Source organism: Rhizobacter sp. P2_H2 (genome assembly GCF_056403375.1).
In genome coordinates this window covers 1-12,212 of sequence record NZ_JBFUFP010000070.1, presented here as the reverse complement: position 1 = coordinate 12,212, position 12,212 = coordinate 1, and the positions used below count along the sequence as shown (strand labels likewise).

Annotated in this window: 12 protein-coding genes and 1 pseudogene; 4 read left to right on the top strand and 9 right to left on the bottom strand. The window is 67.9% G+C overall.

Going from position 1 to position 12,212, the window contains the following annotated elements:
- The 9 genes from AC1D15_RS07100 to AC1D15_RS07060 form a co-directional block, all read right to left on the bottom strand.
- Positions 1–581 (bottom strand): LysM peptidoglycan-binding domain-containing protein (locus AC1D15_RS07100; protein ID WP_477825444.1); only part of this gene is annotated, 581 nt, incomplete at its 3' end.
- A 129-nt stretch (positions 582–710) separates the two neighbouring features.
- Positions 711–896: a hypothetical protein gene (locus AC1D15_RS07095; protein WP_047503190.1), complete on the bottom strand. Its 186-nt coding sequence runs from the start codon at positions 894–896 to the stop codon at positions 711–713.
- A gap of 87 nt (positions 897–983) precedes the next feature.
- On the bottom strand, positions 984–2,246 hold the full coding sequence (locus AC1D15_RS07090; RefSeq protein WP_477825443.1) for a TIGR02270 family protein: 1,263 nt from the start codon (positions 2,244–2,246) through the stop codon (positions 984–986).
- A 2-nt stretch (positions 2,247–2,248) separates the two neighbouring features.
- Positions 2,249–3,142 carry a beta propeller repeat protein gene (locus AC1D15_RS07085; protein ID WP_477825442.1) on the bottom strand — a complete coding sequence of 298 codons (894 nt, stop codon included), beginning with the start codon at positions 3,140–3,142 and terminating at the stop codon, positions 2,249–2,251.
- Positions 3,143–3,161: 19 nt separating this feature from the next.
- The gene (locus tag AC1D15_RS07080; RefSeq protein WP_465113851.1) at positions 3,162–4,313 is read right to left on the bottom strand and encodes a PAAR-like domain-containing protein; all 1,152 of its coding nucleotides are present in this window, start codon (positions 4,311–4,313) and stop codon (positions 3,162–3,164) included.
- On the bottom strand, positions 4,313–5,338 hold the full coding sequence (locus AC1D15_RS07075) for a hypothetical protein (protein ID WP_465113850.1): 1,026 nt from the start codon (positions 5,336–5,338) through the stop codon (positions 4,313–4,315). Before AC1D15_RS07075 ends, AC1D15_RS07080 begins: the two co-directional genes overlap by 1 nt.
- On the bottom strand, positions 5,335–6,474 hold the full coding sequence (locus AC1D15_RS07070) for a DUF2169 family type VI secretion system accessory protein (protein ID WP_477825441.1): 1,140 nt from the start codon (positions 6,472–6,474) through the stop codon (positions 5,335–5,337). The genes AC1D15_RS07075 and AC1D15_RS07070 overlap by 4 nt, the downstream gene beginning before the upstream one ends.
- 21 nt (positions 6,475–6,495) lie before the next feature.
- Positions 6,496–7,056, bottom strand: coding sequence for a DUF6484 domain-containing protein (locus tag AC1D15_RS07065; protein WP_465113848.1), 561 nt, complete (start codon positions 7,054–7,056; stop codon positions 6,496–6,498).
- 8 nt (positions 7,057–7,064) lie between these two features.
- A complete protein-coding gene (locus tag AC1D15_RS07060; protein ID WP_477825440.1) occupies positions 7,065–9,344 on the bottom strand; it encodes a type VI secretion system Vgr family protein in 2,280 nt (759 codons plus the stop codon).
- A 94-nt stretch (positions 9,345–9,438) separates the two neighbouring features.
- On the opposite strand from AC1D15_RS07060, the gene AC1D15_RS07055 reads away from it, so the two are divergent.
- The 4 genes and pseudogenes from AC1D15_RS07055 to AC1D15_RS07040 all read left to right on the top strand — a co-directional run.
- Positions 9,439–9,780: a T6SS effector amidase Tae4 family protein gene (locus tag AC1D15_RS07055; protein ID WP_477825439.1), complete on the top strand. Its 342-nt coding sequence runs from the start codon at positions 9,439–9,441 to the stop codon at positions 9,778–9,780.
- A gap of 210 nt (positions 9,781–9,990) precedes the next feature.
- Positions 9,991–10,311 (top strand): hypothetical protein, encoded by a 321-nt coding sequence (locus AC1D15_RS07050; protein WP_477825438.1) that lies wholly within the window; start codon positions 9,991–9,993, stop codon positions 10,309–10,311.
- Between the two features lie 165 nt (positions 10,312–10,476).
- Positions 10,477–11,748, top strand: a complete 1,272-nt coding sequence (locus AC1D15_RS07045) for an acyltransferase family protein (protein ID WP_477825437.1) — start codon at positions 10,477–10,479, stop codon at positions 11,746–11,748.
- A pseudogene (locus AC1D15_RS07040) lies at positions 11,745–12,212 on the top strand (hypothetical protein); the annotation flags it as partial. The gene AC1D15_RS07045 and the pseudogene AC1D15_RS07040, both read left to right, overlap by 4 nt.

The window sequence follows — 12,212 nt, the reverse complement described above, 5'->3', positions numbered from 1 at the left end:
GGCTCGGGCTTGGTCGGCACCGGCCGGGTCGGGCGAGCCACTTCCGGCGGGGGCGCCTTGCCGGGGATGCGGATCGTCGTGCCTTCGCCCACCTGGCGCGGCACCTTGATGTTGTTGTAGCGCGCGAGGATGTGGAACGCGTAGATGTCGCCGAGGAAGCGGCCGGCGATGCGCGACAGCGTGTCGCCCGAGCGCACCACGTACGGGAACGACTCGCGGCCGAGCGTGGCCTGCGGGTCCTCGGTCATCTGCTTCTGCAGGTTCAGCGCCAGCTTGTTGGCGGGGTCCAGGCTCAGCGCCCGCTGCAGCTCGGCGCGGGCCTGCTCTTCGTTGCCGCCCTCGAGCAACTCGACGACGCTCTGCGCGACCTTCTGGGCCTGCGCCTGCATCGCCGGGGTCGGCGGGGGCGGGGGTTCGGGGGCGGGGGCCGGCGCCGCAGGCGTGGTGGCGGCGGGTTCCGGGGGTGGGTCGGCCGGTTTGGTGGCACAGGCCGACAGCGCCAGCGCCGCGACCAGCGCCGACATCAGGGCAGCCGTGCCGGCGAGGCGGGACGGTGCCGAGCGATCAGTGGTTGCGATCATGCGTTCCATCTTCAGTCGAAGTGAGCGGAGCCCGGCAGCCGGGATGCCGCCCGGGTGGGAGCGGCGCCGCTGGGGGCGAACGGCAGATTGTGCCCCGACCCGGGGCCGGATCAGAACCGCTTCACCCCGTCATCCGTGTGAAGAAAGTGCTTGCCACCACAACCACGTGGCCACCGCCGAGAAGATCGCGCCGACCAGCAGCCAGGCCTTGGCCTGCGGGATCACGCGGCCGGCGGCGAGCCAGCGTGCGAGGCCGAGCGCGAGGAAGGCCGGGCCGAGGATGGCGAGGATCAGCTTGGCGTCGATGGGTGGCATCGGTTCTCCCTGGGTGTTCTGGCGGGCCGCGCGAGGGGGCGCGGCGAGTATTGCATGGGGCTTGTCAGGCCTGGGCACTGCGCCAGTTCAGCTTCGGGGAGCCATCGAGGTGAGCAGCCGTTGCTGTCGCCACGCAGGTGCCGCGACGTTGAACAACGGCGTGCCCGGATTCAGCAAGCACAGGTGCTGCGCGGCTGCCGCACGCTGACGCTGGAAACCGCTGCGCAGCACCGACAGGCAGTGTGCCGCCGACACCGACCCACCCATGAAATGGCGCGTGCCGCCGGCGAAGCTGGCGCCTTGGGACTGCCACCAAGCGTCAATGCGCTGCGGGTCCGGCCATGGCAGGCCATCGTCTTCGTCGAGCGCGACGGCGTCATCGGCTGCATCGTCGTTGGGGCCGAATTCGGCACCCTCCGGCGGCTTGCGTTCAAGGTCCAGCGCCGCGAGATCGAGGCCGGTCAATGTGCTGAACGTCTCGCCCGCCTTGCGGGCCAGCGGCAACTGGTGCATCTGGCGGATCAGCCAGGGCACGAACTGGGTGTCGCCGGCAGCGGCGATGCCACGCATCAGCAGTCGTGCCATTGAGGGCTCCTTGGCGAGCAGGCGCAGCAGATCGTGTCCCTGTTGCGGATCGACGACTCGCAGCCAGAGGTCGATGGCCTCGGCGCGGCTCGGGTGCTCGGCATCCACCGACAGCGCCTGCAACACTTGCAGGCTGGAACCGCGATCACCCAGCAGAAGCGCTGCCCGCGCGGCGGGGAACGCCGCTTCGAGGGGGACGCCGTTCAACAGGCGCAGGCAGGCGGGCAGCAGGTCGATGCGGCCGATCGCCGCAGCCACCGCCGGTGCGTGGGCGACGTCCTCCGGCTGCGTCGATGCGAGCGCTTCGTCCAGCGACGTGCCGGGATCGACCCCGTGCATGGCACATGCCGTCATTCCGACGCGGCGATGCATCGGCTGGCCGGAGTCGAGCAGCGATCGCGTGATGCCGCGCAGTGTCGGCGCGCTGACCCATCCGAAGGCCGACACCAGGCCGCGTCGCGACGCCGGCTCGGCCTCGGCCAGCGCCAGCAACTGGGCCAGCCAGACCGTGTTGCGGCTCTCGAGGGCGAGGACCGTCGCGGCGAACATTGCACCGGAGCCCGGGTCTTCCAGTCCGATCCGGCTCAGGCGCTCGCCTTCGCCGCCGGCCAGCGACAGGCCGTCGAGGCTGGCCGCGATGCGCTCGTCCAGCCGCGCCAGGCGATTCAGGCGCAGGTGCGGCGCGCGCACCAGCACCGACCGCGTGTGGCGCAGCGAGACTGCGACCTCGTGGTGCTGCTGGATGACGATCGGAACGGCGGACATGCTCAGATCAGCGGCGGGAGCGACTGCCATGCCTTGCCGTCGGTCGTGAAGGCGAGCTTCCCGGTGCCGAACGACCAGAGCACGCCGTCAACGGCGTCGAGATGGCCGAAGCTCTTCACGCCATCGACCGCCACGGGATCCAGCGCGCCGTTGTGCAGGCGGAAGATGCCTTGCTCGGAGGAGACATGGAGGGCGCCCTCGAACCATTCGGCACCCCACAGGTTGCCGATCGAGGCATCGCTCGCGGCCATGTTCCAGCCGGCGCCGTCGAAGCGCAGCACCAGCCCCTTCTGGCCGGTTGCGTAGGCCTCGCTCGGCGACACCACCACCACGCGATGCAGCATCAGGTTCGTCGGGCTGTCGTGCTTCGTCCAGCGCTGCGCATCACGGTGCCAGATCTCGCCCATCATGYCGGCGGCCCACAGGTCATCGGGTGAACTGCCGTGGATCGACGAGAAGCCGCTCACGGCGATCTCGCCCAGCGGCGCGACCACGCCCTCGTCGATGCGCACCCAGGCTCCCGCCGTGCGCCGATAGACTTGGCGCCCCATGCCGGCGGCAAACACCGTGTCGCCGATCACGCGGATGTCGCGCATCGGGCCACGCGCACGCGTGCCCGCGGGTGACGCATCGATCTGCTCTTCGCGGTAGTCGCCGTGCCCGAGGCCCACCGTGCCTTCGGTCCCGAGCGCAAATGCGCAAGGCTTGGGCCCGCGCAGGGTCGCCACGCGGTTGGGGATCCACTTCATCGGGAACAGGCCCCATTTGCCGGCCTGGCCGTCCCAATGCGCGAGGGCCGGAATGGCATCGCGGCCTTCGCCGATGTGGGCAATGACGCGGACGATCGATGCGTTTTCGGCGCTGCCGTGGCCGAAGCTGATCGGTGGTTTGTTCATGATGTTGGATCGAGGGGTTTCAGAAGCCGCTTCGGATCATCGAGAAAAGGATGCTGGAATTGAGCTGGCCCTGCTGGCGGGACGTCAGGTCGCCAGCAGACCGGTTCACCAGGTCGGAGCGAACGGGTGTCGAGTCGTCGACACCCGGTCCGTCCGGGTTCTTGGCCTTGTGGTACTTGTCCAGTTGGGCTTCCGTGCAATCGGGGTCGCAGTCGGGGAAGACCAGCATCATGGCGACGACGCCGGCCTTGCGGGCTTCGCCGTAGTTCCAGTTCGAGACGCCGCTGCTCAACGGGACGTTGCGCGCGTGCTGGTTGTAGGCCGCCTCGTACTGGCCCTGGATGGCATGGCAGGCGCCGTGCTCCTTGTCATGGCGCGGGCCCGAGGCGCACACGCACGGCGCCTTCGTGTCGTCGTAGCCGGTGAACTCGGACATCACCCGGCCTTCGTCGCGCCCCCCGATCTCGGTGAAGCAATGCACTTCAACCAGGTGGTGAGGCGTCTTCGCGTTGCCTTCATCGTCGTCGCAGCAGCCATAGGCGAACGGCGCCAGTACGCACTTCATGGCTTCCTTGCAGGGATCCTTGCACATCTCCCGCTTGGCGCCGGCCATGTTCACGGTGCCCTTCTGCTTGCCCTTCGTGCGAACGTTCTTCTGGTAGCCCTCCTCGCAGGCACTCTTGGCGTTGTCACGCGTCTTCTTGCAAGGATCGTCCGTGATGCCCACCGACGTGCCGACGGTGTCGGTGTAGACCCAGGGCGGCGAGTTGCCCGGCATCGAGCCATGGTTGTGCGTTGCGAGATCGAGGTTGCGAACGACATTCTCTCCTTCGACCTTCACGTCCATCGACCACACCGTGAAGAACACCTTGCCCGTGATCTTGCTGGTCACGACGCCCTTCTTCGGCGCATTGCCGGCCTCGTCACCGGTGCTTTTCTTGAAGTACGACTTGTCCTTCAGCATGATCTCCTGGCCGGAGATCTTGACCGAACTCGATCCGTCGGAGCAGTCCGAGGCCATGCCGGTGTTGGGATACGGAATGGGCACGCCGGGCGGCGTGGCCGGCGTCAGCGGCGGCGTGAAACAGACGTCGGGAAACGCGCAAATGCCCTTCCCGTTGGCCGCTTTGCACGAGATCTCCATGTTGTTGGCAAAGACCTGGTTCGCCATCACGCGTGTCCGTAGTGAAGGGTCGCGGCGGCGCGCAGCCCGTTGTCATTCGACCAATGCGCGAGGACCGCATGGCCTCGGGCATACGATTTCCTGCAGGCCGCCTCGGCCAGCGCGATCATGCTGATGCCCGACACGGCGCCCGTCTCGCCGATGCATTCGGCGGGGTGCCACAGTTCGAAATCCTCCTTCAGGACCCGCATCGAGCGCGACAGGGCGAGCGATGCTTCCTTGAAGTAGTACTGTTCCCCGGAGACATCGGTGATGCGGAAATCCATCTCGTGCATGGCCACGCCCGCTTCGTCGATGGCTTGTCGCACTGCGCGATTGAGCCCTTCGGCGCGCAACGGCTCACCCGAGTCGACGTGCGCTGCCTCGCTCGCAAAGCCGAGTCCGGTGCAATGCAGCCGATGCGGGCCATCCGGCACGCCGACGAGCAGGGCACCGGCGCCTTCGCCGGGCATGAATCCGTCGGTGTTCGATTCGGTGAGCAGGCGCCGGACCTGGTCGTAGTGGATGAGACTCTCTCCCTGGAGCAGGCTGTCGGCGGCCACCACCAGCACCTCCCGTGCCGCCTGCTGCTGCACGAGCGCGCGTGCCCTGGCCAGCGCGACCGCCACGCCGACGCGCCCTTGTGGCACCACCGCAGAAGCCGGCGAGAAGCGCGCGCCGAGCAGATCCTGGATCGCGGCGAAGAGCCGGTCGTCAAGCCCGGCGATGCGCCCGGGGCGCGTGCCCTCCGCGACGCACAGCAGCACAGGCAGCTCCGCCCAGGTCTCTTTCGGGCGCTGATCGAGGGCTTGTGTGATTGCCATCGCTGCCATGGCCGCGAGCTTGTCGAGGCCACGATGCCCGCGGGACAGGTGCACCTGGTGGCCGACGATCCACCGCCCGGCGGAGTCGATGAACTGCGTGTCGCTGGGGTTGGTGAGCTTGGCACGCAGCGCCGCGCAGGTCGAGGCCGCGTCGAGGCCAACCGACGTCACCAGGCCGGTGCCGAGGACAGCGAGCGGGGATGTGCTCACGGCRCCACCTTGTCGTCGGCGTCCGCGACGAACATCGGACCGGCCGGAATCATCACCACCGGAATCGGGAAAACGGACTGGTCCCGCAACTGCCACCACTCCCGCCCCTTCTTGCCCACCAGCACCTGCGCGATCTCGTGCATGTTCTTGCGCAGTGGCCGCGCCACGCGCCAGGTGAGACTGAAGCGCTGCAACTCAGGCTCGATCACGATCGTGTCCAGCGTCGCGGTGTAGTCCTCGCGCTCGCCGCGCTTCGGAAACACGTGCACCGGCGCCACCAGGTTCGGAATCGTGAAGCGCGTCAGCCCTTCGGGCGTCAGGTTCGCCAGCGCCACCTCCACCGGCCCACCGGCGAACGACTCCAGCGGCAGCTGCTGGTCCAGCGGCGCCGCCTGGAAATACTGCGCGTCGAAATCCGGCGGCAAAAAGGGGAAGTGCTTGTCGAGCCACTCGTCGTCGTACGTGCCGGCAAAGCGCGAACGCGACGACCAGCCGCGCCCGAGCGGGCCGTACGACATCGGCGCGTAGTCGCTGTCGGGGTCGCTGATGCTGCGCCCGATCTCCTCGGTGCGCGGCAGCGGCTTGCCGTCGACCCAGGACTTCTTCAGGTGCTTGTGGAATCCCACGCCCACCGGGTTGGCCATGTAGGCCGCATGCTGCGACGGGTCTTCATGCGCCAGGTCGGCGCCGCCATAGGCCACGTCGTAGCTGATCGGCTGCGTGACGAACGGCTCGGCCGGCGTCGCGCGCAGCGTGGCCAGGCCGCAATCCCATTGCCGCGCGCCGACCACCGCGATGCGCTTGCTCCAGTGGCCGATGCGGATGCCGGTCTCCACGCGCGTGGCCGGCCGGCCGTGCGGCGCGTGCGCGCTGCCCAGCAGCAACACGTCCACGCGCTGCTTGAGCGGCGCGAAATCCACTTCGTACACCGGCGCCGACAGCCCCGGCTCGCCGGTGAAGGTGTCGGCCATCACCAGCGGCAGCTGCTCGTCGTGCAGCGCGAAATGCGTGGCCGGCTCGCCGGCCTGCGGGAAGCGGAAGGTGCCCTTGATGACGACCACGAGCGACTCGCGGCCGCTCGGCTCGAGCCCCATGTTGTAGCCCGCCGTCATGCGGGTCGCGTTGATCAGCTCCATGTGGTTACTGCAGCCGTGCGGTCAGTTCAGTTGCACCGAGCCGCCCTTGATGCGGTTGACGCCAGTCGAGCGGCTCGACACGTAGCTGCCCTGGATCAGCACCTTGCCGGCCTCGGTCAGCGTGATGCTGGCCTTGCCGCAGCGCAGCGTCAGCTCCTTCTTCGCGCTGACCAGCATGCGCTGGCCGTCGCTGTCGAGCTGCACCTGGTCGGGCCGGTCGGCCAGCGGCCAGCCGGCAGCCGGGCGCAGCACGCCGGTGACGATCGGCAAGGCCGCATCGCCGTTCTCGAACATCAGCGTCACCTGCGCGCCGATGTGCGCGCCATGCAGGTCGAGCACCGCGCGCGCGCGCAGCGCGGCCGTGCCCGGCTGGCCGGGGTAGAGCACCAGCGGCGTCGCGCCGTCATCGGTGATCGCGATCAACTCGCCGACCACGACCGACGGCAGCGGCTCGCTGCGCAGCACCGCCGCGCGCGACTGCAGCAGCGGCTGCAGCGCATCGACCGGGTCGCCGATGGGGGTGGCTTCCTCGCGCGCATGCGCTTCGAGAAGTTGTTGGTCCAGCGTGTCGCGGCCGCTCATCGTGTGCCTCAGTTCTGCAGAATCTTGGAGCCCTTCATCACGATGTTGCCGCCGGCCTTCTTGTTGATGTTGCCGGAGCCCTCCACCGTGATGTCCTTGCCCTTGATGGTGATCGTGCCGTCTTTCTTCATCGTGATGCTCGCGCTGCCGGTCTTCAGCGTGATGGAGTCGGCCGCCTCGAGCACGTAGTTCTTGCCCACCTTCAGCGTGTTGTCCTCGCCGATGGTGGTGTTGCGGGCCTTGGCCACCTGCACGCTCTGCTTGCCGCCGACGCTCAGGCTGCGGTCGGAGCCGACATCGATGCTCTGCTTGGCGCCGATCGAGTGGCTTTCGTTGATGCCCACCGAGACCGAGCGCGTGGCGCCCACCGAGATGCTCTGCGCCGCGCCGACCACCACTTCCTGGGCCGCGCCGATCGCCACCGTCTCGTTGATGCCGACCGCGCGGGTGCGCTGCAGGGCCACCGTCTCGGTCTTGCTGGCGCCGATGCTCACGGTGCGGTTGCTGCCGATCGTGATCGTCTCGTTGGCGCCCACCGTCTCGGTGCGGTTCACGCCGATCGCGATGGTCTCGTTGCTGCCGACCTTCTCGTTGCGGTTGACGCCGATCGTGATGTCTTCGTTGTTGCCGACCTTCTCGGTGCGGTCGACGCCGATCGTGATGGTCTCGTTGTTGTCGACCGTCTCGGTGCGGTCGTGCTTGACGTGCACCGTCTCGTCGTGGTCGATGGTCTTCGTGCGGTCGTGGCCGACCCACTTGGCCTCGTCGTTCTCGACCTCGGTCAGCTGGTCTTTCTCGGCGTGCAGCCACAGCTGCTCGGCGCCCTGCTTGTCCTCGAAGCGGATCGCGTTGGCATTGCCGTAGCCGCCGCCCTTGGACGAGCGCGTCAGGATGCCCGACTGCGTCGCATTGGCCGGCAGGTCCCACGGCGGCATCTGCTCGGCGTTGTAGACGCGGCCGGTGATCAGCGGCTGGTCGGGGTMGCCCTCGAGGAAGCCGACGACCACTTCCTGGCCGATGCGCGGGATCGAGATGCCGCCGAAGTTCTTGCCGGCCCACGGCGACGACACGCGCACCCAGCACGAGCTCTTCTCGTTGTTCTGGCCGTAGCGGTCCCAATGGAACTGCACCTTCACGCGGCCGTACTTGTCGGTGAAGATCTCCTCGCCGCCGGGGCCGACCACCACCGCGGTCTGCGGGCCCTGCACGAAGGGCTTGGGCGTGACGCGTTGCGGGCGGAACTGCTGCTTGCTCGGGATCGCCGAGAACGCGCAATGGAAGCCGGCGCCGGCGCCGCTCGATTCGTGAACGCCCAGCTCGGCCCTCACCGACATCGAGGTGACCAGGTACTCGCTGTTCTGGTCTTCGCGCGGGTGCTTGGTGAGCTTCATGTTGCAGCCGACCTTCAGGCCGAGCGCGTTCGACGCGCCGCGCAGCTGCGTGTAGCGCGCCTGGACCTCGTCCATGCGGTTCTCGGCCCACTGCGAGCCGTCGGCCTTCTGCACGTAGTCGCCCTGGTAGTCGAAGCTCTCGTAGTCGGCGAGCTCGTGCGAGCGGGTGTTGGAGGTCTCGACTTCCAGCGAGGTCGACGGCCGCTCGAAGTCGTAGCTCGTCATCACCGTCTTGCCGGTGCGCACCGATTCGTCGAACACCCAGTCGCAGACGTACTCCTGGTCGGGCGGCGCGTTCGAGCTGTCTTCGATGTAGCGCATGCTCTCGTAGCCGGGCGCCGCGTCGTGTGCGCTCTGCGAGTCGACGAGGATCAGCTTGTGCGCGCCGTCGGTGTGCTCGAAGTACCAGTAGATGCCCTCGTGCTCCAGCAGGCGGGCGATGAAGTTGTAGTCGCTCTCGCGGTACTGCACGCAGTACGTCCACGGCTGGTACGAGCGGAACAGCTTGGGCTCGAAGCTTGCGACGCCGTGGTCGCCGAACACCTTCTTGACGATGTCGGGCACCGACATGTCCTGGAAGATGCGGCAATCGGTGGTGCGGGTCAGGAACCACAGCCACGGCCGCACGGTGGCGCGGTAGCCGAAGTAGCGGCCCTTGTGCCCGCCGAGTCCGAAGCGGGTGACGTAACCGTTGTAATGGCGCTTGCTGCCGTTGGCGAGCGTCACGTTCACGGTGACGAGCTTGCCGAGCAGGTCCTGCGGTTTGAGGTCGGGCTTCTCGCTCAGCAGCGACAACTGCATGTCGCCCAGCGAGCTCAGGCCGGTCGAGTACGTCATCGACTCGAAGAACAGGTCTTCAGCCGGAAGCGGTGAACTCAGCGTGATGGGATTGGCCATGGGTGCGCTTGCTGTGCAGACGAAGGGCGCACGGACGGTGCACCATGGTCCTCAGAGTAGGAAAAGCCGCCCGGGGGGTAAAGCGACGAAAGTCATGTACCCCCCGGGGCCGGGCGTTGGCGTAGGCGGGTTTGGCCTAGGATCCGCGCAGGCCGGCAGGCCGAAGCCGCCGAAGGGCTTCGAGAACCAGTGCGCGATCAAGGTCAGCGTGGCGCTGCACGCGGCGGGCGTCGACATGAAATCGTTTCGAGGCGCAACCGTGACCGTCGACGGCAAGCGGCTGGCGATCCGGGCCGAGGAACTGGCGGCGTGGCTGAAGACGCAGCACCTGATCGGGTTGCCGCTGAAGCCGGAGAACGTGACCGGCAAGGAGTGGCAGGAGAAAGTCAGCATCGCACGGGGGACCACATCGACCTCTGGAACAAGTCGACGCTGACCCCGTCATGGGAGTCCTTCGCTCGCTTCTCGATCGGGATGTTCTCGCGGCCTACCTTCTGCCGTCGGTTGGATTCGCTGTCGCGGGCTACCTTGCACAGGCTCGAGCTTGGCCCATCAAGAAGACTGCTGTCGTGTTTGGGGCGCTGACCCTTGGGACTCTGTTCTTCCTGGTCCGTCCTTGCATCATGATTGGCCCAAGATGAGTGGAATGAGCTGGTTGAAGCGCTTCGCTGCCACGCTTGCCGGATTTGTGTTCGGACTCGCCGTCACTTGGGTGTGCCTCTACACCGTGAGTCGCGCCAAGCTTCCTCGCATCCGGTCTTCTGGCGGGGGATGCGACCTGGAACACAACCCGACCTGGTGGTGTTTGCCGGCGTTCATGGCGTTCTTGTTCCTTCCTTCGATCTGCTTTGCCGTGGCCGGCTGCCTGGCGTCCGCCCGTGCATGGCCGATCCGCAAGGTCGCCAAGGTCTTCGCCTGGATGACGGGTTTCACGGCGCTCGCCTACATCGCCTCCTACGTGCTCTGAAGTGCGCCCGGCCACCCGCTCACCAACCGTTACGCCTCCACACCCCGATCCGGCGATTCCCCGTTGTCCAACGCCCCCTGGCGCCCGTAACATTCCCGGCGCAATGGAAGAGGGCAGACGGACGCCACCCAGGACGCCCGCGTCGACCGCATCGGAGGGATCTTCATGGCATTGCCCGGCGCGAAAGCCGCCCCGCAGGATCACCTGCCCGAATTGACCAGCTTGCGCTTCATCGCGGCCTTCGCGGTGCTGGTGCTGCATTACCGCGACCTGCTCGGACCGCTCCCCGACGGCGTGCTGCGCGCGATCGTCGGCGGCCAGTACGGTGTCACKTTCTTCTTCATCCTGAGCGGCTTCATCCTGACCTATCGCTACCACGAATGGTTCGCGGGTGGCGTCAGCGATGGCCGCTTCTGGCGCTTCCAGCGCTTCCGCTTCGCCCRCATCTACCCGATCTACCTGCTCGGGCTGCTGCTCGACACGCCGTGGCACATCGTCGAGCGCGCGCAGGCGGGGCAGCTGGCCGACGTCGGCCAGACCTGGTGGGCCTCGTGGCTGCTGAACCTGGTCGGCCTGCAGGCCTGGGTGCCGGCGGTGCCGTTCGCGATGTTCTGGAACACGCCGGCCTGGAGCGTGGCCGCCGAGCTCTTCTTCTACGCGACCTTCCCGTTCCTGTGCGCCGGCCTGCTGCGCCTGCGGCTGCGCCTGCGCGGCCTCGCACTGCTGCTGGCCGCCACCACCGTGCTCGGCATCGGCGCCTACGTCGGCGTGATCTGGTGGATGAACGTCGTGCTGCACACCGAAGGGCAGACGCAGTACATCGTGCTCGTCTACAACCCGCTGCTGCGCTACAGCGAATTCCTCGGCGGCTGCCTGACCGGCCTCGCGTTCCTGCAGCTGCAGGCCGGCAGCTGGCCGCGCGCCGCCTGGCTGACCGGCACCGATGCCCGTGCCCGCCGCGTGCGCGACGCGATCGTGCTGGCGGCCCTGGTGGCCGCCGGCGTGCGCATCGGCCTGCCCGACTACGTCGGCCCCGAGATGTGGCGCTGGCTGCTCGACGTGGCGATGAAGTACGGCATCTTCATCGTGCCGTTCAGCGCGCTGATCCTCGCGGTGGCGTCGGGGCGCACCTTCCTCAGCGTGCTGCTGCAGCAACCCTGGATGGTGCTGCTGGGCGAGGCGAGCTATGCGCTGTACATCATCCACTGGTCGGTGACGACCTTCCTGCGCCTGGGCTGGCTCGGCGCGGCCGGCACGCCCGCGGTGCACCTGCTGTTCCTGCTCGGCACGGTGGCCGCGTCGGTGCTGTGCTACCGATTCATCGAGGTGCCGTGGCGGCGTCGCTTGCGCGGCAGCGGCCCCGACCTGCCGGACTCCACCGCGGCCACCGCATCGGCCGCCGCCCTTCCATCCCAACCGAGACCCGCCCTGCCATGAGCTCTTCCACGCTGATGCCCGCGCCGCGCCCGCGCGAGTTCCAGGCCCAGGCCGTTCCGCAACCCCAGACCGCCCCGCAACCCCAGCACCGCCCGATCGACAACGGCTGGCTGCAATGGGTGGCCGAGAACAAGCTGCGCAACTGCGCGATGGAATCGATGCTGCAGACGATGACGGCCGCCGGCCTGTCGCGCGCCGAGAGCGAGGCGGCGATCGTGCGCATGGACAGCGATCCGGCCTACCTCGCGGCCAAGCGCTACCAGCAGATGCAGCGCAAGTTCGAATCGGTGCTCGCCAACCAGCAGAAGCTGTGGGAATCGTCGCCGCACTACGGGCGCGTCGAGAAGCGCAGCCATGTGTCGCGCGACGAGTTCATCGAGCGCTACGTGCGCGGCAGCCGCCCGCTGGTGCTCACCGAAGCGGCGCGCGACTGGCCGGCCGTCACGCGCTGGTCGCCGCAGGAC

Excerpts from the sequence above, each read along its gene's own strand:
- AC1D15_RS07050 (WP_477825438.1), top strand. The coding sequence starts at position 9,991 with ATGAGCTGGTTGAAGCGCTTCGCTGCCACGCTTGCCGGATTTGTGTTC.
- AC1D15_RS07095 (WP_047503190.1), bottom strand. The coding sequence starts at position 896 with ATGCCACCCATCGACGCCAAGCTGATCCTCGCCATCCTCGGCCCGGCC.
- AC1D15_RS07055 (WP_477825439.1), top strand. The coding sequence starts at position 9,439 with ATGTACCCCCCGGGGCCGGGCGTTGGCGTAGGCGGGTTTGGCCTAGGA.
- AC1D15_RS07080 (WP_465113851.1), bottom strand. The coding sequence starts at position 4,313 with ATGGCGAACCAGGTCTTTGCCAACAACATGGAGATCTCGTGCAAAGCG.
- AC1D15_RS07065 (WP_465113848.1), bottom strand. The coding sequence starts at position 7,056 with ATGAGCGGCCGCGACACGCTGGACCAACAACTTCTCGAAGCGCATGCG.
- AC1D15_RS07090 (WP_477825443.1), bottom strand. The coding sequence starts at position 2,246 with ATGTCCGCCGTTCCGATCGTCATCCAGCAGCACCACGAGGTCGCAGTC.